Here is an 18,404-nt window from a genome sequence, read left to right on the forward strand (position 1 = left end):
TCCGCAAAGCTCAGGAGAAGGTGAACACCGCGCTCGGCTTGGGCGTGCTGCCGGTTTCGAATACTTCATAGCGCGCCACTTCGGTCAGCCGCGCCATCGGCAGATCGGCGCGCCAGGGATCGCCGATCAGCACCTTCGCACCGGCGGCGACGCAGCGGTCGAGAAAGCGGATGACGCGCTCCGCAAGGTCGGCGGCATAGAACAGGTCGCCGGCAAGCACGATGTCCACCGCCGGCGCCGCGTCACCGGTCAGATCCGCGTGGCGGATATCGATCACGACGTCGTTTTCCGCCGCGTTGAGCGCAAGCGCCGTCGCCGCATGACGGTCGATCTCGGCGGCGATCACGCGTGCGGCACCCGCCTTCGCCGCGGCGATCGAGACCAGGCCGGAGCCGGCGCCGAGGTCCAGCACGGTTCGGCTCCGCACGATCTCGGGATGATCGAGCACGTAGCGAGCGAGCGCCAGGCCACCCGCCCAGGAATAGGCCCAATAAGGCGAGGCAAAGGCCGGATCCTGCGCCGCCAGCCGATGCAGGCCACTGCGCGGTGTCGCCTTGTGCAACCGGATTTCGGCAATCCCGGAAACCGGTGCGACAGGAAGATGGCTGACGATGAACCCGGCGATGCCCGGGTCTGGCCGGAACCCCGGCGTGGTGCTCAGGCGAGCCTGTCCAATGCCTTTTCGACGCCGTCCATGGTGAACGGCTTCGAGAGGATTGGGCAGCCGCGGAACGGCTCCGCGATCATGTCGCCGGCGCCACCGGTCGCGAGGATGAAGGGGATGCCGTCGCGAGTCAGTCGCTCGGCCACGGGCCAGCTCTGTTCGCCCGCGCGCAGGTTCACGTCGAGGATCGCGGCGTCGATGCCGCCCTGGTCGATCAACGCGATCGCGCCAGCGACGTTATCCGCAGCGCCCGCAACTTCGCGGTCGAGTGCATCGATGAAATCCTCAAGCATCATCGAGATCAAAGGTTCATCTTCGACGATCAGGATACGGCGCGGGGAGGACATAACACAGCCTTTACAGAGATTTGCGAGGTGGCCAAGCTTTATTTGCTGTTTAGGATGTCGCGCGTTGCTTCGGCAAGTTGTTGAACGGAAAAGGGTTTTGGGAGAAAGGCGACATTGTCGAGGTCGATCGAGCGGCGGAGTTGTTCCTCGGCATAGCCCGACATGAACAGGATCGGCAGGTCTGGATATCTTTGGCGGATCTGGCGGGCCATGGTCGGACCGTCCATCAACGGCATGACGACATCGCTGATAAGCAGATCGGGCCGTTCAAGCCCCTCCAGCATCTCCAGCGCCACTTCGCCATTCTCCGCGGTTACCACGGTATAGCCCTGGCGGGTGAGCGCCCGCTCGGCGATCGCGCGGACCATGTCCTCGTCCTCGACCACCAGCACGGTGCCGCTGCCCCACAGGTCGGCGGGCTTTTCCTTGGTGAGCGGCGCCTTGGCGACTTGCGCCTCGGGCGCGGTGTGGACGGGCAGGTACACGGTGAACTCGGCGCCGCCTCCGCCGGGCGCATTGTCGGCGAAGATGAAGCCGCCCGACTGCTTGATGATGCCGTAGACGGTGGAAAGACCCAGCCCGGTGCCCTTCCCCACTTCCTTAGTGGTGAAGAACGGTTCGAAGATCTTGGAAAGGATGTCGACGGGAATGCCGGTTCCGGTGTCGGAAACACGCAGCGCGGTGTAGTCGCCCAGCGGGAGCACGTCGTCGTCCATCCGGCGGACTTCGGAGGCGGAAACGGCCAGTGTCTCGATCGTCAGCGTGCCGCCGCTGTGGGGGTTGGCGGACAGCATCGCGTCGCGGGCATTGACCGCCAGGTTCACCACCACCTGCTCGAGCTGTCCCGGGTCGGCGCGCACCGGGCCCAGGTTACGGCCATGCTTGACCTCGAGCCGCACGGTCTCACCGAGCAGCCGCTTCAGGAGGTTCGACACCTCCGATATGACGTCGGGGATCTGCAGCACCTGCGGCCGCAGCGTCTGCTGGCGCGAAAAGGCGAGCAGCTGGCGAGTCAGGCTGGCGGCACGGTTCGAATTGGCCCGGATCTGCTGGATGTCGTCATAGTCGCTGTCGCCGGGCGAATGGCGCATCAGCATCAAGTCGCAATGGCCGATGATCGCGGTCAGGATGTTGTTGAAATCGTGCGCGACGCCGCCGGCGAGCTGGCCGACCGCCTGCATCTTGGTGGCCTGGGCGACCTGGCGCTTGAGCTTGCCCTCCTCGCCCGAATCGCGAAGGCTGATGAGCACCGCGGCATCGCCCAGCCCGCGCGCGCCGGCGATCGTCAGCGCGACCGGCTCCTCGGGCGCGTCGGTGAAGCGCACCGTCATCTCGGCGGACTGCGCCGCGCCGGCGGCGAAGCGGCGGACCGCGTCGGCGAGTGCGGCCTTGTCCTCGCGCACCACCAGGTCGATCGGGTATAATGGCGGCGCGGCGGCATTGATCCGCGCGGCGCGCACGAACGGATCGTTCATGTGGACGAAGCGGCCGTCGCGATCGATCAGGGCGATGCCCGAGGGCAGCAGCGCGATCAGCGAACGGACATGCGCCGACGCGCTGGGGCCGATCGCCGGCGTAGAGATGTGGACATTCTCCTCGTCGAGCAGCGCGACCAGCATTGGCGAGTCCTCCCCTTCGAGAAAGGGGATCTGGAGGACGCGCAGCGGCGTGCCGTTCAGCCCCTCGCGCTCGAAGCGGACCAGGCCGATCGAATCGGTGATCAGAAAGCGGGCGAAGTCGCGCCCCTCGATCGCGGCGTCGGGGCTGCCCATCGCGCGGGCGCGGAACACTGGGTTTGCGGCGCGCACGCGGCCTGCGGGCGTGACCATCACCGTCATGATGCCGCTGGCGCCCAGGCGGTCGCCGGTGACGCCGTCGATCAGGTCCTGCACCTGCGTGGCGAGATCGAGCGCCTGCACGCCGACGAACCGCCACACCAGCGCATCCTCGCCAACGCGCGAGACGTGCGCGGTGATCGGTGCGCCGAAAACCTGGATCGTTTCCGCCCGCGCCTCGCCGGTGCGCCAGGCGGCACGGGCGGCCTGGCCGAGTGCCTCGGCAGCGGTGTCGCTGACCGGCACGTTGGGTGGCGTGGGCCAGCCGCCGAACAGGGTTTCGAACCGGTCGTTGGCGCAGACGAGCCTGCCCCCACGATCGGTGACGGCCAGCGCGTCGCTGCTGGCGGCGGCGAGGGCGTAGGCTACGGTCCAGTCGGCAGCGGGATCGGCCGCGGCTTCGCTGCGGAACAGCATGCGGCCGGACCAGAGCACGCCGGCAAGGAGAAGCCCGGTGCCGGCGAACCCGACCGCCACGGCGCGGTCGTTGAGCGTGAGCAGCACGAGCGCCGCTGCTGCGAGCCCCGCCGATACTGCCGTGGCGAGCGGAAGCAGCGACTTTCTCGGGCGGGGGGTCTGGGGCAGCGTGGCCATGGCGCCTTAGCGTTGTTCGGTCAGGAAGTCCCGGTCAAGCGAATCCCCCTCCCACGCGGAGAGGGGGACTTGCGGAGGCGGTTACCAGATGCGGACGCGTTGCTCGGGCGTGAGGAACAGCTTCGAACCCGCGGTCGGCGCGAATGCGGCGTACCAAGGGTCGAGATTGCGCACGACCCAGGCGCGCTGCTCGGACGGCGAGTGCGGATCGGTCAGCAGACGCTGGCGCAGATTGGCCTCCCGGTAGTTGCGGCGCCAGACCTGCGCCCATCCCAAGTAGAAGCGCTGATCGGCGGTGGCGCCGTCGATCACCGGCGCCGGCTTGCCGTTCAGCGACGCGGTGTACGCATCGTGCGCGACCGTGAGGCCGGCGAGGTCCGCAACGTTCTCACCAAGCGTGAGCGCGCCCTTCACATGCAGGCCCGGCAGCGGCTCGTATTGGTCGTACTGCGCCACCAGCGCGTCGGTGCGCTTCTTGAACGCCGCGACATCGGCGGGCGTCCACCAGTCGGTCAGGCGACCTTCGGCGTTGTACTTGGCGCCCTGGTCGTCGAAATGGTGGCTGAGCTCGTGGCCGATCACTGCGCCGATGCCGCCATAGTTCACCGCCGGATCGGCGTTGGGATCGAAGAAGGGCGGCTGCAGGATCGCGGCGGGGAAGACGATCTCGACCATGCCGAAATTGGCATAGGCGTTCACTTCCATCGGAGTCATGCCCCATTCCCAGCGCTGGAGCGGCTTGCCGAGATGGCCGATATTCTCGTCATGCGACCAGTTGTTGGCGCGGACATTGTTGCCGAAGGCGTCGCCGGCGACGACCTGGAGGTCGGCATAGCTGCGCCAGCGATCGGGATAGCCGATCTTGGGCGTGAAGGCGGCAAGCTTGGCGTGCGCCTTGACCTTGGTCTCCGGTGCCATCCAGTCGAGCTGGTCGATGCGGCGGTCCATCGCGGCGATGACGTTCTTCACCAACGCGTCGGCCGCGGCTTTGGTCTCGGGTGGGAAATACTTGGCGACATAGGCCTGGCTGACTTCGTCCGAAACGGCGCCGGTGGTGTAGTCCACCGCGCGCTTCCAGCGGACCTGCTGCTCGGGCGTGCCGGACAGAACGGTACCGTAAAAGGCGAACTGCTCCTTGTCGAAGGCGGTCGGCAGCACATCGGCGAAGCCGTCGAGGCTGCGGACGATCAGCTGGTCCTTGAGCACTGCGATCGGCGTGGCACGCACCAGCCGTGCGATGCCGGCAACGGCGGTAGGCTGCGCGACGATGACGCTGTCGACCTGCGCGCCGATGCCGGTGAAGAAGCCCTTGAAGTCGAAGCCCGGCGCGGTTCTCGTCAGCTGCGCGACCGTCATCTTGTTATAGGTCTTGTTCGCGTCGCGGCTTTCGATGCGCGTCCAGTGCGCCTGCGCGACCCGGGTCTCGAACGTGACGATCGCCTTCGCGCGGGCGGCGGCGTTGGGCTCGCCGGCGAGCGTCAGGACGGTGGCGAGGTGCTTTTCATACGCCGCCTTGGTCTCGGCCAGCTTGGCGTCCTTCGACAGGTAATAATCGCGGTCGGGCATGCCCAAACCGCCCTGCCCCAGGCTCAGCGCGTAAACCTCCGGGTTCTTGTCGTCCTGTCCGACATAGGTGCCGAACAGCCCGGGCACGCCGTTGCGATCGGCCTGGGCATAGAGCGCGGCGAGGCCGGTCTTGGCGTTCACCGCCTTGATCTGGTTCAGCCAGGGCTGGATCGGCGCCAGGCCCTTGGCATCGATCGCCGCGGTGTCGAGATAGGTCGAATAGGACGTGCCGATCTTCGAGCCCGGGTCGGACTTGGCTGCTTCCAGGATCTCGCGGGTGCGTGCCTGTGACAGGTCGGCGATGACGTTGAAGGCGCCATAGTTCGACTTGTCGGCCGGGATCGGCGTCGACTTGGCCCAGTTGCCGTTGGCGAAGCCGTAAAAGTCGTCACCCGGCGCGATTGCGCGGTCCATGCCCGCCGCGTCGAAGCCATAGGTGCCGAGTTGCGGGCGCGCCGAGTTGGAGGGCGCCACCGGGCCGACCGCGACCTGCGACACGGTTGCGGTCTGTTCGGCGACCGAGGCCGGCGGCGGGGTGTCGCTCTGGGTGCAGCCGGCCAGCAGGACCGGCGCGGCGAGGAAGGAAGTGGCGAGCAGCGAAAGGCGCATCGGAGATCCTCAAGAATAGGAAAGCGCCGTCTTAACTACTTGGTACGCCGCGTCAATCGACGCGAATTTGCCCCGGCTCGCCGCCCGCTGCCTCGTGCGCGCCACGCTCGCGCCGGCGCTTGTTCCACTTGTGCCCGATCCACAGCCGCCAGCCGAGCGCGCTGATCAGATAGCCCAGCGCCGCACCCAGTATCGAGCAGATGAGCATGCCCAGCGCGGTAGGCAGCCCGACATCCGCCGCCAGCCAATGCAGCCAGCCGCCGTTTGCGGCAGCGGTCTTGGCGACCGCGGCGGTGGTGCCGCCCAGCCCCAGGCTCCACCCGCCCACCTTGTAATAGAGGATGAACAGCAGCGGGGTGGTGAGCGGATTGGTGAAGAAGGTCGTGAGTGCCGCCGCGGGCACATTGGCACGCAGCGGCAGCGCCAGCACCGCCGACGCCGGGATCTGCCCCATCGGGATCAGGATGCCAGTGAACATGCCGAGCGCGACGCCGCGCGGGATCGAACGGCGCGTCATCCGCCACAGAGCGGGGTGCAGGATTCGGTGGCCGAGCGGCTTCAGCCAGCGGTTCGATTCGAAGCTTTCGCGCGTGGGGAGATTGCGGTCGACCCAAGCGCGGAAGCGGGGGAACAGCCCCCGCTCAGCCACGGTCGCGGAGCAGCCGGCCTTGCTCCCGCTTCCAGTCGCGTTCCTTGATCGAGTCCCGCTTGTCATGCGTCTTCTTGCCCTTTGCGAGCGCGAGTTCGACCTTCGCCCGGCCCCTGCCGTTGAAGTAGATCGACAAGGGGACGAGCGTCATGCCTTCACGCGCCACCGCGCCATGAAGCTTGTTTATCTCGCGCTCGTGAAGGAGCAATTTACGCGGCCGCTTGGGCTCGTGATTATAGCGGTTGCCGTGGCTGAATTCGGGAATGTTGGCGTTGACCAGCCACACCCCATTGTCCTTCACCTCGGCATAGGCCTCGGCGATCGAGCCTTCGCCGAAGCGCAGCGACTTGACCTCGGTCCCGGTGAGCGCGAGCCCGGCCTCATAGACCGTTTCGATGAAATATTCGTACCGCGCGCGCCGGTTCTCGGCGACGGTCTTCACTTTCTCGAAGGTGGCGGGACGGGGACGGGCCATGGGAAGGTGGGCATGTAGGCGCGGCGGGAGCGGAAGGGAAGCCGTTGGGGTCGCGCGGCGAAGAAAAGGGCTCGGCGGGATGTGCAGAGTGCCTCTTCCCCTCCCTGCAAGCAGGGAGGGGATTTCACGGGATCGTTACCGCAGGCGGCCGTTGAACGAGACGCCGATGATCCGGGGATCGTTGAACACTGCGGCCATGTAGTTCTCCAGCACGCCCTTGAGGTTCTTCTCATTGGTGATGTTGCGGGCGAACGCCGCGATTTCCCAATCGCCGTTGCCGCCTTCATAGCCGATCTTAAGACCGCCTTCGAAGTTGCCCTTAGAGTTGAACTCCTTGGTGTCGTACAACACGAAGTTCGTGAAGCCCTGCACGTTCCAGTCGCTCGAGACGAAGAACTTGCCGTCGTCCTGGACCGGGATGTCGTAGCGCGCCGCGACGTTGAAATTATACTCCGGCGCATTGGGCAGGCGATTGCCGTCGATGCTGGCGAACACGCCGCGGCCCGGGATCGTCACGGTCGGATCGGTGACGGTGCAGACCACCGCGCCGCCGAGTACGCAGACCTGCGCCAGGGCGGCACTGTCCTTGATCTCGGTGTGCAGCCAGCTGCCGCCGAGCGACAGCGCGAGGTTGTCGATCGGGCGGACGTCCAGCTCGGCCTCGACGCCATATGCCTGCGCCTTGTCGGCATTGAGCAGCACGCCGTTGCCGTTCACGTCATTGGCGTTCAGCTGGATGTTGTCGACGGTGTAGTAGAAGCCGTTGAGGTTGAAGCGCACGCGATTGTCGAGCGCCGAACCCTTGATGCCGGCCTCCCACGACAGGATCGTCTCGGAGTCTGCCGTCGTGAAGTCCGAGTTGAACACCGCCGAGCGGCCCTGGATCGTCGGTCCGCGGAAGCCGCTGGCGACGCGGGCATAGACGCTTACGTCCTGGCTGAGCTTGTAGAGCGCGCTGAGATCCCAGCTCTCGCGCGTGTCGTCCAGCTCGACGTCGCGGCGGCCGGTATACGTCACCTGGCCAGTGCCGCCATCGGCGGTCTTGAGCAGGCGGGTGCGCTTGGTGTCGTTGGTGATGCGCGCGCCGCCGGTGATGGTGAAGCCGTCGGTCAGCTCGTAGCTGAGCTGGCCGAAGCCGGCCCAGCTGGTGTTGGTGTTGCGCAGGCGCACCCAATTATTGGGGTTGTTGCTGTTCGGATTGTTCGCATTGAACGGCGTCGTCAGGAAATAGCGGCGCTGGTAAAAATCGGTGATGTCGCGGCTGTCGAAATAATAGCCGCCGACCTGCCAATTGAAGCGGCCGGTGCCGGGGCTGGCGAGGCGCAGCTCCTGGCTGAACTGGTCGAGATCGCGGATATTGCCCTGCGATTCGCCATAATAAGCCGGGCCGGCAAAGGCCGTCGCGGCGCCGCCATCGGTATCGCCGCGGCTATAGCCTTCGGTGGTTTCCCAGGCCGAGATCGACGTCAGCACCGCGCCGCCGAAATCGTAGCTGACGCGCGCCGAGGCGCCGTAGGTGTCATAGGCCTGCGGGTTGTTCATCGCCTCGTCGAGCGCGACGCGGTCGCGCGGGGCATTCTCGACGCTGTTCGATCCGCGGATCAATGCGCCGCGATGGAAGATCGTCGACGTGCCCTCATACCAGCGGCCATGGCCCGACAGGTCGACGGTCAGCGCGTCGCTGGGGGTGAGGCGCAGCTGGAGGCGCAGGTTGCGGTCGTCGAAGCCGCCCAGCGCATTGAAGCCGCCGCGGGTGCCGTCGAACGAAGGGCCGGTATAGCTGTTGTCCACCCAGCCGTCGCGGTGCTGGTACAGCCCCGAGACGCGGAACGAGAGCAGGTCGTCGACGATCGGGCCGCCGAAGCCGGCGTCGAGATTGGTGCTGGCATAGCTGCCGACCGAGGCCGAGGCGCGGCCCTCGAAGGTGTCGCTTGGGCGGATCGTGTCGAACTTGATGATACCGGCAGTGGTGTTGCGGCCGAACAGCGAGCCTTGCGGACCGCGGAGCACTTCGACGCGGTCGAGATCATAGACCGGGTTCGACTTGAGCACGACATGCTCGAGCACGACATCGTCCTGGATGATCGACACCGGCTGCGAGGCGCCGAGATAGAAGTCGATATTGCCCAGGCCACGAATGTAGAAGCGCGGGAAGATGCGCCCGGTGGTGGTCTCCGCATACAGGCCGGGGACGCGGCCGGCGAGCGCGAGCGTGTCGTCGCCCGCCGCCTGGAAGTCGCGCAGCTGCTGCCCGCGGACGACGGCGACCGAGACCGGCACGTCGACCAGGCGCTCCTCGCGGCGCTGCGCGGTGACGACGACGTCGCCGACTTCGGCCTCTTCGGTGCCGGACGCGCTCGGCGCGGCGTCCTGTGCGTACGCGCTGCTGGCGCCAAGCGCGGCAGCAAGGGCGGCGCCGGACAGCAGCGCGCGGCGAGCGGTGACGAAATTCATGTTGTTCCCCACTTTGTATTCGGACGGTTGTTTGTCTTGGCGCGAATGGCGCGCGCGAACATCGCCGCTCGCTCGATAGAGCAAACGGCGGCGCGGCAGTTCGAACCTGGGTGTTGTCCCCCGATCAGGGGCTAGCCGGGCATTATGATGGGATTGTGACGAAAGGTTTCTGTTTGCGCCGAGGTAAGTTGCGCCTCACGCAATCGGCTGCGTCAGAGCAGCCCCGCATGCGCCAGCGCGGCGTCGACCGCCGCACGGCTGGCCTCTCCCGCTTCGGTCATCGGCAGGCGCAGTTCCTGCGCGAAGCCTGGGCGAACCTTGCCCAGCGCATATTTCACCGGACCGGGGGATGCGTCGGTGAACAGCGCGACGTGCAGCGGATACAAGCGGTCGTGAAGCGCGAGCGCCCGCGCAGTCTCGCCGGCTGCCCAGGCAGCCTGGAACTCGGCACAGAGCCGCGGCGCGACGTTCGCCGTGACAGAGATGCACCCCACCCCGCCCATCGCGTTGAAGGCTAGCGCGGTTTCATCGTTGCCCGACAATTGGATGAAGTTCTCGCCGCCGCCGGCGCGATGCTCCGAGACGCGGGTAAGCTGGCCGGTCGCGTCCTTCACACCGATATAGATGTCGGGGAAGGCGCGGACGATGCGCGCCATGGTGGCGGGCTGGATGTCGGTCACCGTGCGGCCGGGAACGTTGTAGAGCACCACCGGCAGCGTGGCCGCGCGCGCGATCGCCTCGAAATGGCGGAAGATGCCTTCCTGGCTGGGGCGGTTGTAATAAGGCGGGACCATCAGCACGGCGTCGGCGCCGGCTTCCTTGGCGGCCTGGACGTTGGTGATCGCTACGCTCGTGTCGTTGGATCCGGCGCCGGCGAGGACAGGCACCCTGCCCGCCGCCTGTTCGGCGCAGGCACGCACCACGCGGAAATGCTCTTCCTTCGGCATGGTCGCGGCCTCGCCGGTGGTCCCGCACGGAACCAGCGCCTTCGACCCTTCGGCAATCTGCCATTCAACTAGGCTACGGTATTCGTCCTCGGCGAAGACACCGTTGCGGAAGGGCGTGACCAGCGCCGGAATGGAGCCTGAAAACATGGAATTCTTCCTCAACCCCGCAATTCGGGTATGGCAGATAGGCGGCGATTCCGTATCATGTCCAGTATGGTGGGCCCTGTGATGAAAAGCGTATTTCTGCTGGTCGGCGTATCCGGACTGGCGGTGACTTCCCAACTCACGCAAGCGCAGATCGGCTGGAATCAGCCCTCGACCGCACAGATCGTTCAGCAGGTGCCAGGCGCTTCGGCGAACGACCCGCTGAACGCGCCGCTGGCGGAGTGGAAACGGCTGCAACAGTCGGACAATTGGCCGTTCTCCGACTATGCCAACTTCCTGCTTGCGCATCCCGGCTGGCCCGGCGAGACCAGCCGGCAGGCGGCGGCGGAAACGGCGCTGGACAGCGGGGCCAGCATGCCGGGCCTGGTGGTGCGGTTCTTCGATCGGTTCGCCCCGCGCACCGCCGCAGGGCATCTGCGCTTTGCCGAGGCACTGGCAGTGTCTGGCCGACGTGCGGAGGCCGACGAGCAGGCGCGCCGGGCGTGGCGGATGGGGGTCCTGCGCCCCAATGACGAGGCTCGGCTGACCGGCGCGTTCCTGAGCGCGCTGACCCCAGGCGATCATGATACGCGGATGGACATGCTGTTGTGGCGCGGGGCGACCAGCGCGGCGCAGCGCCAGATCGGCTTCGTCTCCCCTGCCCGCCGCCCGATCTTCGAGGCGCGGCTGGCGTACCGTACGCGCGCGGTGGATGCCGATGCCAGGGGCGCGACCGCGATGGCGATCGCCAGCAACGATGCCGGCCTGATCGCCGATCGCGCGACCTGGCTGCGCGACACCGGGCAGAGCCCCGCATCGCGTCAATCGCTCGCGAGCCGGCCGGTGCTGGCGGCGGCGCCGGGTGATCTCGAGAAATGGTATGAGGTGTTGCTGACCGCCGCGCGCGGTGCGGCTGCGGACGGTCAGTCCAGCCTCGCCTACCAGATTGCCAGCCGGGTCGACGACGCCGTGCCGCCGGGCGCGGTGGTGGCGGAGATGCCGCTCGGCGAACGCGACGACTATACCAGCCTCACCTGGCTGGCCGGGACGGTCGCGCTGTACGATCTCCAGCGCCCAGGCGATGCCGTCGGCATGTTCGAGCGCTATTCCCGCGGATCGAAGACCCCGCAGACTCAGTCGAAGGGGCTTTATTGGGCCGGGCGGGCGGCGGAAGCCGCCGGCAACGGTGCGGCGGCGCAGGGATTCTACGCGCGGGCGGCGGGGTTCCCGGACCTTTATTACGGGCAGCTTGCGCTGGAACGGACCAGCCGGCCACTGCGCGCACCCGCCAGCATGAGCAACCGGATCGTCGATCCTGCGACCCGCACTGCCTTTTACCGGCGCGAGACCGTGCGCGCGACGCAGCTGCTCGGCGCGCTGGGGCGGCGTGACGATCAGGGGCTCTTCATCCGCCAGATCGCGCGCGACGCCACCACCGACACCGACCATGTCCTCGCCGCCGAGCTGTCCCAGACGATCGGGCGTCCGGATCTCGGCGTGATGGTGGGCCGCAGCGCGCTGGAGAACGGACTGTCGGACTATACTGCGGCGGGCTACCCCTCGGTGCGGGTGCCGGAGAGCCACGGTAACTACTGGACCATCATCCACGCGATCGCGCGCCAGGAAAGCCAGTTCGACCGCAACGCCGTCAGCCACGCCGGCGCGCGCGGGCTGATGCAGCTGATGCCGGGCACCGCTGCGGAAACCGCGGGCAAGCTCGGGCTGAGCTATAACCGCGACGCGCTGAACAGCGACACCGATTACAACATCCAGCTGGGGTCGACCTATTTCCAGCGGATGTTTGCGCTGTACGGCAGCTATCCGCTGGCGGTGGCGGCATATAATGCAGGGCCGGGCAACGTGAACAAGTGGATACGCGCCAATGGCGATCCGCGCATGCCGGGCGGCGACATCGTCCGCTGGATCGAGCGGATCCCGATCTTCGAGACCAAGAATTATGTGCAGCGCGTGCTCGAGAATGCCGTGGTCTACGACCTCATGAACCCGCAGCGCGCGCGCAGCCTGGGGCCGGCCAATCTCAGCTGGTATCTCGGCAAGAACCGGCCGGGTTGAGCGACCCAGCGATGGATCGTCCCAATTACATCAGCCCGGCAGGTTATTCCGCGCTGAAGGCAGAATATGACGCGCTGTTCGGCACCGAGCGGCCCAAGATCGTCGACGTCATCTCCTGGGCGGCGGGCAATGGCGACCGCTCGGAGAATGGCGACTATCTCTATGGCCGCAAGCGTCTGCGCGAGATCGACCGGCGGCTCGGCTGGCTGTCCAGGCGGATGAAGGCCGCCAAGGTGGTCGATCCTGCCCGGCAGGAGGATCGCAGCCGCGTCTATTTCGGCGCGACGGTGACGATCGCCGACGAAGACGACAACCATCGCACCGTGACGCTGACCGGCGATGACGAAGCCGATGCCGGACGCGGCCTGATCGGCTGGAACTCGCCGATCGCCCGGGCGCTGCGCGGCGCGGCGGTAGGCGATCTCCGCCGGGTGATGCTGCCCGGAGGCGAGCGCGAATATGAAGTGATCGCGCTCGACTACCCCTGACGCGTGCCGCAGACGCGGCGAACGGCGCTGCGGGTGCTGGTCTTTTTTCTCCCCATGCTGAAAATGGTTAGCAGGCCGCTAAGGGCCTGATTGAGCGTGGGGAATATGGCGACACAGCGTATCTTCGTGTCCGGCCGAGTGCAGGGCATCGGCTATCGCGACTGGGTGGTGCGGACGGCGCAGCGCAACGGGCTGACGGGTTATGTCCGCAACCTGAAGGACGGGCGCGTGGAGATCGTCGCCACGGGCGAGGAGGAACCGCTCCAGGCGCTGATCGAAAGCTGCCGCGAAGGCCCCGCCATGGCGCGGGTCGATCATGTCGAGAGCTTCCCCGCCGACGACGAGCGGGGACATAAGGGGTTCACCAAACGCTTCACGGCGTGACGCCGAACAGGCCAGCGTCCCGGTTCGGCGCGTGTCGGCACGCACATAGCCGCCGAGACACGTGAAACGCGTCGCCGGGGCCGCCGAGCATGTCGGCGCCCCCGGCTGGGTATTCAGCGCGTCAGCTTCTTGTACGACAGCGCGGTAGGACGATCGGCCGCATCGCCCAGGCGGCGGCGCTTGTCTTCCTCGTACGATTCGAAGTTGCCCTCGAACCATTCGACATGGCTGTTGCCTTCGAAGGCGAGGATGTGGGTGGCGAGACGGTCGAGGAAGAAGCGGTCGTGGCTGATGACCACGGCGCAACCCGCGAAATTCTCGATCGCTTCCTCCAGCGCGCCCAGCGTCTCGACGTCGAGATCGTTGGTCGGCTCGTCGAGCAGCAGCACGTTGCCGCCGCGCTTGAGCATCTTGGCGATGTTGACGCGGTTGCGCTCGCCGCCCGACAGCTTGCCGACGTTCTTCTGCTGGTCCTGCCCCTTGAAGTTGAACGCGCCGACATAAGCGCGGGTCGACGCGTCGTGGCCGTTGACCTTCATGTAATCGAGGCCGTCGGAGATTTCCTCCCAGACGTTCTTCTTGGGGTCGAGATGGTCGCGGCTCTGGTCGACATAGCCCAGCCGCACGGTCGAGCCGATCTCGATCGTGCCGGTATCGGGCTGTTCCTGGCCGGTGATGAGCTTGAACAGCGTCGACTTGCCGGCGCCGTTCGGACCGATCACGCCGACGATTCCGCCGGCCGGCAGCGTGAACGAAAGATCCTCGAACAGCAGCTTGTCGCCATAGGCCTTCGAGATGTTTTCGACCTCGATCACCTTGCCGCCCAGCCGCTCGGGCACCTGGATGACGATCTGCGCGCCGGTGGGCTTGCGGTTCTCCTGGCTGGCGACCAGCTGCTCGAACTTGGCGATACGTGCCTTGGACTTGGTCTGGCGCGCCTTGGCGCCCTGCCGGATCCACGCCAGCTCGTCCTGGATCGCCTTCTGGCGGCCCGAGGCCTCGCGGTCCTCCTGCTCCAGCCGCTTGGCCTTCTTCTCGAGATAGGTCGAGTAATTGCCCTCATACGGGAAATATTTGCCGCGATCGATCTCGAGCACCCAGCCGACGACATTGTCGAGGAAATAGCGGTCGTGGGTGATCATCAGCACCGCGCCGGCATATTCCTTGAGGTGGTTCTCCAGCCAGTTCACGCTTTCGGCGTCGAGATGGTTGGTCGGTTCGTCGAGCAGCAGGATCGACGGCTTCTGGATCAGCAGCCGAGTCAGCGCGACGCGGCGGCGCTCACCGCCCGACAGGTTCTCGACCGGCCAGTCGCCCGGCGGGCAGCGCAGCGCTTCCATCGCGACTTCGAGCTGGTTGTCGAGCGTCCAGCCGTCGACCGCGTCGATCTTGGCCTGGAGATCGCCCATCTCCTCCATCAGCGCGTCGAAATCGGTGTCGTCCTTGGGATCGCCCATCTCGGCCGAAATCGCATTGAACCGATCGACCAGGTCGGCGGTCTCGCGCGCGCCCTGGCGGACATTCTCCAGCACGGTCTTGGTCGGGTCGAGCTGGGGCTCCTGCTCCAGATAGCCGACGGTGATATACTCGCCGGGCCATGCCTCGCCGGTGAAATCCTTGTCGACGCCCGCCATGATCTTCATCAGCGTCGACTTGCCGGCGCCGTTGGGGCCGACGATGCCGATCTTGGCGCCCTGATAGAATTGCAGGTTGATGTTGCTCAGCACCGGCTTGGGAGCGCCGGGGAAAGTCTTGGTCATGTCCTTCATGACGAAGGCGTATTGCGCGGCCACTCGACGGTCTCCGTTGCGATATTCTGTATGCGGGAAATTCGGAAGCGCATGTAGCGATCCGGCGCTCGCTTGGCAACGCGAGCCCTCCTGCTCGCCTGAGCATTGCAATTGTTTCGGAGCTGGTTAGCAGTTGCACCATGACCAAGCGCATCCTGCTTGCGGCAGCGGCCGCCCTAGCCCTTCCCCTTCCCACGCTGGCGCAGACCGCCGAACAGGTCGCCGCGCTGCGCGACGACGCACTCAAGAACGACACCCTCGCCTGGGACCTGACCGAGGGGCTGACGACCGAGATCGGGCAGCGCCTGGCGGCGACCGAGGCGGAAGCCCGCGCCCGCGCCTGGTCGGTCAAGCGCCTGACCGCACTCGGCTTCAAGAATGTGCGGATCGAGACCTATCGCATGCCCGTCTGGGTACGCGGCGCCGAGACCGCCGAAGTGGTCGGCGGATCGGCGCAGAAGCTAAGCATCGCCGCGCTCGGTAATTCCGGGTCGACCGGCCCGCGCGGCGTCGAGGCCGAGGTGGTCTACTTCCCGACTTTCGCCGACCTGCAGGCCGCGCCGGCGGGGAGCCTGAAGGGCAAGATCGCCTTTCTCAGCCACGCGATGACCGCCACCCAGGACGGTTCGCAATATGGCTATTACGGCAACGTCCGGCGCCAGGGACCGACGCTGGCGGCGAGCAAGGGCGCCGCGGCAGTGCTCATCCGCTCGATCGGCACCGACTATCACCGCAACCCGCATACCGGCGTGACCAGTTGGGCCAAGGGCACCAAGCCGATCGCCGCTGCCGCGCTGTCGGTACCCGACGCCGAACAGCTCGAGCGGCTGCTCAAGCGCGGCCCCGTCAAGCTGCGCCTGCTGATCACCCCGCAGTTCAAGGGTGAGGCGGAGTCCGGCAACGTCATCGCCGAAGTCCCCGGCAGCGACCCCTCCGCCGGGGTGGTGCTGATCGGCGGCCACCTCGACAGCTGGGATCTCGGCACCGGCGCGATCGACGACGCGTCGGGCGTGGCGATCACCGCCGCCGCGGCGAAGCGGATCATGGATGCGGGCCAGCCGCGGCGCACGATCCGCGTCGTCTGGTTCGGCGCGGAGGAAGTCGGCGGCTTCGGCGGTGAAGCCTATGCCAAGGCGCACGGCAGCGAGCGCCACGTGCTGGCCACCGAATCCGACTTCGGTGCCGATCGCGTGTGGAAGTTCACGACCAACCTGCCCGCGGGCGCGGAGCCCATCGCCGCCCGTCTGGCGAGCGCGCTGGCGCCGCTCGGCATCTCGCCGGGCAGCGACAAGGCGCATGGCGGCACCGATGTCGGGCCTGTGCTCGCGCTCGGCGTGCCGGGGGTCGACCTCGAACAATCGGGCCTGCGCTACTTCGATTATCACCACACGCCCGACGATACGCTCGACAAGGTCGATCCTGGCGAACTGCGGCAGAATGTGGCGGCGTGGACGACGATGCTCGCCGTGGTGGCCAACGCTCCCGAAGAAATAGGGCCGGTGCGCCACTAAAAAGGTTAGTCACGATTTCGCCTTGTTTGCGGCCAAAATGCGGCGAGTTGAGGCTAAACGTGTCTGATTTGCGATTGACGGCTGCGCGCCAGCCGCTATTTCACAGGCTTCGCGCTGGCGTTCAGGCCGGTAGCGAAACGTTTTTACTGTAAGGGAATCACCCTATGAAGAAGCTCCTCATCGTTGCCGCCACCGCCGGCCTGATGTCGCTCGCAGCCTGCAACGGCGGCACCGAGAACACCGCGACCGAAGCCGCGATCGACAACCACGAAGCAAACGCAGCGATCTACGAAGACGCAGCCGACAACACCGCCAACGCGGCTGTCGAGAACGTTCTCGAGAACGCTGCCGACGTCGAAGAGAACAAGGCTGACGCGCTCGAAGCGAACGCACAGTAATCTCTTCTCCGACCCCCAGGGTCGGAAGCATGAGTTCGAAAGGGCGTCCCTCCGGGGGCGCCCTTTTTCGTTGCACCCTGTGGTTGTACACAGGACCCGCTCGCCACGATCGAGCGCACCAGCCTGAGAGGCCTCATGAACGACTTCGCTCAGCTTTTGGCGCGTGCCCGCCAACTCGACGCCGCCGCGGGGTCGCCCACGCTGGTGATCGACAAGCTTGGCAACGCAAACGGCAGGCCCGTCACGCTGTCCTATAGCGACGTCGTCGATCTGGAAGGCTTTATCGGTGGGCTGGTCACCGCCCTGGAGCAATGCCGCGGAGCGCGTTGAGAGGCCGAACCGCACAAGCGGGGCGCTGGAGAGGTGGTCGGGGAGACAGGATTCGAACCTGCGACATCCTGCTCCCAAAGCAGGCGCGCTACCGGACTGCGCCACTCCCCGACGCCGTGCAGCGCGCTTAGTCGCTCCTGCTTCAACGCACAAGCCGCAACGCGAGCAAGACGGGAGGCCGGACGAGCTTTCTGACCTGTAACGTGCTCGTTTATCTACTCAGTCGCGAAAGCGGCGCAATTTCGATATGCCCACTTCGAGGGGAATCCGATCCGCTCCTTCGTACACAGTGCCGCGTCAAGCAATCGCTGCTGACGCCTAGAGCCAGTCGTTCAGGTTGGCGCTAGCATTCCCCGAAAGCGGACTTCCGTTCATGCCACGGCAATGGCAGAGAGAGCCCTATTTGCCGTCGTGGCGAATCGCTGTACTCTCACGCAGTGTTGATCATCGCAATCTTCGCGCCCGTATTGATCACGTTGTTGCTGAGCCGCATTTTTGCGTCACTCGCGCGACGAAAATTCTGGCTGGCCGTCCTCGCCGGTGGACTGCTGCTTCCACTGGCTACGGCGGTATGGGCAGCAATGTGGATGCTTCCTGACATGCTGAACCCCTCCGTCGGGTTTGCCGATGGCTTTCCACCAGGCCCGCTGCTGGTGAATTACGCGCTGTTGATGCTCCCAGCGACACTCACGACCAACCTCATTGCCATGCGACGTCTTCGAGCTGGTGGCAGCTGACGCCCCAAAGGCGGACGTTCATGTTTCGCTGAGTTTGACGTGATAATTTCCAGTCATCTTGCGGGGAATGACAGGTGCGAGAGCTGGCGCTTCTAGGCGTGCATGGAGTGGTCAGCACCGTCTTCGCGGCTGGTGCAGTGATCATTGGCCCTCATGCGACCGAGGCTCAGAGCGAGCATGTTGTTCTCGTGACTTACACCCTCCTCCAGTCCTTCGCGGCGCTCTTGATTGCTGCGGCTGCCCGACCCCGCTCGAAGGTGCCAATGGCCGTTGCGGCGGCGGCCGCAGCAGCTTGGGGTGCTTGGTGCTCAATCATCGCGTGGATGGCGCTTAGCGGCAGCTGGCTATGACCGCTTTCCACCAGATCGCGACCTTCGGGCAGATAAGTGGGCGCGAAAAGCAGTCCTTC

The 18,404-nt window shown here is 66.1% G+C and carries 16 protein-coding genes and 1 tRNA gene; 7 read left to right on the forward strand and 10 right to left on the reverse strand.

What is annotated here, in order from left to right:
* Window positions 1-10: 10 nt before the first annotated feature.
* The 8 genes from LZ586_RS02830 to dapA form a co-directional block, all read right to left on the reverse strand.
* Entirely contained in the window at window positions 11-562 is a 552-nt protein-coding gene (locus tag LZ586_RS02830; RefSeq protein WP_235078180.1) for a class I SAM-dependent methyltransferase, read from the reverse strand.
* 95 nt (window positions 563-657) lie between these two features.
* A complete protein-coding gene (locus LZ586_RS02835; RefSeq protein ID WP_235078181.1) occupies window positions 658-1,011 on the reverse strand; it encodes a response regulator in 354 nt (117 codons plus the stop codon).
* 38 nt (window positions 1,012-1,049) lie between these two features.
* Window positions 1,050-3,440, reverse strand: coding sequence for a response regulator (locus tag LZ586_RS02840; RefSeq protein ID WP_235078182.1), 2,391 nt, complete (start codon window positions 3,438-3,440; stop codon window positions 1,050-1,052).
* A gap of 81 nt (window positions 3,441-3,521) precedes the next feature.
* Entirely contained in the window at window positions 3,522-5,615 is a 2,094-nt protein-coding gene (locus LZ586_RS02845) for a M13 family metallopeptidase (protein ID WP_235078183.1), read from the reverse strand.
* 52 nt (window positions 5,616-5,667) lie between these two features.
* On the reverse strand, window positions 5,668-6,264 hold the full coding sequence (locus LZ586_RS02850; RefSeq protein WP_235078184.1) for a DUF2062 domain-containing protein: 597 nt from the start codon (window positions 6,262-6,264) through the stop codon (window positions 5,668-5,670).
* Window positions 6,257-6,739, reverse strand: a complete 483-nt coding sequence (smpB, locus tag LZ586_RS02855) for an SsrA-binding protein SmpB (RefSeq protein WP_235078185.1) — start codon at window positions 6,737-6,739, stop codon at window positions 6,257-6,259. The genes LZ586_RS02850 and smpB overlap by 8 nt, the downstream gene beginning before the upstream one ends.
* Before the next feature lie 135 nt (window positions 6,740-6,874).
* Complete coding sequence (locus tag LZ586_RS02860) at window positions 6,875-9,193, reverse strand: TonB-dependent receptor (RefSeq protein WP_235078186.1); 2,319 nt, start codon at window positions 9,191-9,193, stop codon at window positions 6,875-6,877.
* Window positions 9,194-9,405: 212 nt separating this feature from the next.
* Complete coding sequence (gene dapA, locus LZ586_RS02865; protein ID WP_235078187.1) at window positions 9,406-10,287, reverse strand: 4-hydroxy-tetrahydrodipicolinate synthase; 882 nt, start codon at window positions 10,285-10,287, stop codon at window positions 9,406-9,408.
* Window positions 10,288-10,353: 66 nt separating this feature from the next.
* Between dapA and LZ586_RS02870 the strand changes: the two genes are divergently transcribed.
* The 3 genes from LZ586_RS02870 to LZ586_RS02880 all read left to right on the forward strand — a co-directional run bounded on the left by LZ586_RS02870 (window position 10,354) and on the right by LZ586_RS02880 (window position 13,229).
* Window positions 10,354-12,357 carry a lytic transglycosylase domain-containing protein gene (locus tag LZ586_RS02870; protein ID WP_235079714.1) on the forward strand — a complete coding sequence of 668 codons (2,004 nt, stop codon included), beginning with the start codon at window positions 10,354-10,356 and terminating at the stop codon, window positions 12,355-12,357.
* An 11-nt stretch (window positions 12,358-12,368) separates the two neighbouring features.
* Window positions 12,369-12,845, forward strand: coding sequence for a transcription elongation factor GreB (greB, locus tag LZ586_RS02875; protein WP_235078188.1), 477 nt, complete (start codon window positions 12,369-12,371; stop codon window positions 12,843-12,845).
* A 105-nt stretch (window positions 12,846-12,950) separates the two neighbouring features.
* Window positions 12,951-13,229: an acylphosphatase gene (locus LZ586_RS02880; protein WP_235078189.1), complete on the forward strand. Its 279-nt coding sequence runs from the start codon at window positions 12,951-12,953 to the stop codon at window positions 13,227-13,229.
* A 113-nt stretch (window positions 13,230-13,342) separates the two neighbouring features.
* On the opposite strand, the gene ettA is transcribed toward LZ586_RS02880, so the two are convergent.
* On the reverse strand, window positions 13,343-15,022 hold the full coding sequence (gene ettA, locus LZ586_RS02885) for an energy-dependent translational throttle protein EttA (protein WP_261346027.1): 1,680 nt from the start codon (window positions 15,020-15,022) through the stop codon (window positions 13,343-13,345).
* A gap of 137 nt (window positions 15,023-15,159) precedes the next feature.
* Between ettA and LZ586_RS02890 the strand changes: the two genes are divergently transcribed.
* The 3 genes from LZ586_RS02890 (at window position 15,160) to LZ586_RS02900 (ending at window position 17,258) form a co-directional block, all read left to right on the forward strand.
* On the forward strand, window positions 15,160-16,530 hold the full coding sequence (locus tag LZ586_RS02890) for a M20/M25/M40 family metallo-hydrolase (protein WP_235078190.1): 1,371 nt from the start codon (window positions 15,160-15,162) through the stop codon (window positions 16,528-16,530).
* Window positions 16,531-16,694: 164 nt separating this feature from the next.
* A complete protein-coding gene (locus LZ586_RS02895; protein ID WP_235078191.1) occupies window positions 16,695-16,928 on the forward strand; it encodes a hypothetical protein in 234 nt (77 codons plus the stop codon).
* 135 nt (window positions 16,929-17,063) lie between these two features.
* The gene (locus LZ586_RS02900) at window positions 17,064-17,258 is read left to right on the forward strand and encodes a hypothetical protein (protein WP_235078192.1); all 195 of its coding nucleotides are present in this window, start codon (window positions 17,064-17,066) and stop codon (window positions 17,256-17,258) included.
* 34 nt (window positions 17,259-17,292) lie between these two features.
* Here the strand turns inward: LZ586_RS02900 and LZ586_RS02905 are convergent.
* Window positions 17,293-17,369 (reverse strand) — tRNA-Pro (locus tag LZ586_RS02905).
* 329 nt (window positions 17,370-17,698) lie between these two features.
* Between LZ586_RS02905 and LZ586_RS02910 the strand changes: the two genes are divergently transcribed.
* Window positions 17,699-17,995 (forward strand): hypothetical protein, encoded by a 297-nt coding sequence (locus LZ586_RS02910; RefSeq protein WP_235078193.1) that lies wholly within the window; start codon window positions 17,699-17,701, stop codon window positions 17,993-17,995.
* Window positions 17,996-18,404: the final 409 nt, after the last annotated feature.

Source organism: Sphingomonas sp. S2-65 (assembly GCF_021513175.1).
Classification (GTDB): domain Bacteria; phylum Pseudomonadota; class Alphaproteobacteria; order Sphingomonadales; family Sphingomonadaceae; genus Sphingomonas.

Bases quoted from the DNA above. Each gene is read 5' to 3' on its own strand.
- LZ586_RS02890 (WP_235078190.1), top strand. From the start codon at position 15,160: ATGACCAAGCGCATCCTGCTTGCGGCAGCGGCCGCCCTAGCCCTTCCC.
- LZ586_RS02895 (WP_235078191.1), top strand. From the start codon at position 16,695: ATGAAGAAGCTCCTCATCGTTGCCGCCACCGCCGGCCTGATGTCGCTC.
- LZ586_RS02835 (WP_235078181.1), bottom strand. From the start codon at position 1,011: ATGTCCTCCCCGCGCCGTATCCTGATCGTCGAAGATGAACCTTTGATC.
- LZ586_RS02845 (WP_235078183.1), bottom strand. From the start codon at position 5,615: ATGCGCCTTTCGCTGCTCGCCACTTCCTTCCTCGCCGCGCCGGTCCTG.
- LZ586_RS02900 (WP_235078192.1), top strand. From the start codon at position 17,064: ATGAACGACTTCGCTCAGCTTTTGGCGCGTGCCCGCCAACTCGACGCC.
- smpB (WP_235078185.1), bottom strand. From the start codon at position 6,739: ATGGCCCGTCCCCGTCCCGCCACCTTCGAGAAAGTGAAGACCGTCGCC.
- greB (WP_235078188.1), top strand. From the start codon at position 12,369: ATGGATCGTCCCAATTACATCAGCCCGGCAGGTTATTCCGCGCTGAAG.
- dapA (WP_235078187.1), bottom strand. From the start codon at position 10,287: ATGTTTTCAGGCTCCATTCCGGCGCTGGTCACGCCCTTCCGCAACGGT.
- LZ586_RS02870 (WP_235079714.1), top strand. From the start codon at position 10,354: ATGGTGGGCCCTGTGATGAAAAGCGTATTTCTGCTGGTCGGCGTATCC.
- LZ586_RS02860 (WP_235078186.1), bottom strand. From the start codon at position 9,193: ATGAATTTCGTCACCGCTCGCCGCGCGCTGCTGTCCGGCGCCGCCCTT.
- LZ586_RS02880 (WP_235078189.1), top strand. From the start codon at position 12,951: ATGGCGACACAGCGTATCTTCGTGTCCGGCCGAGTGCAGGGCATCGGC.
- LZ586_RS02840 (WP_235078182.1), bottom strand. From the start codon at position 3,440: ATGGCCACGCTGCCCCAGACCCCCCGCCCGAGAAAGTCGCTGCTTCCG.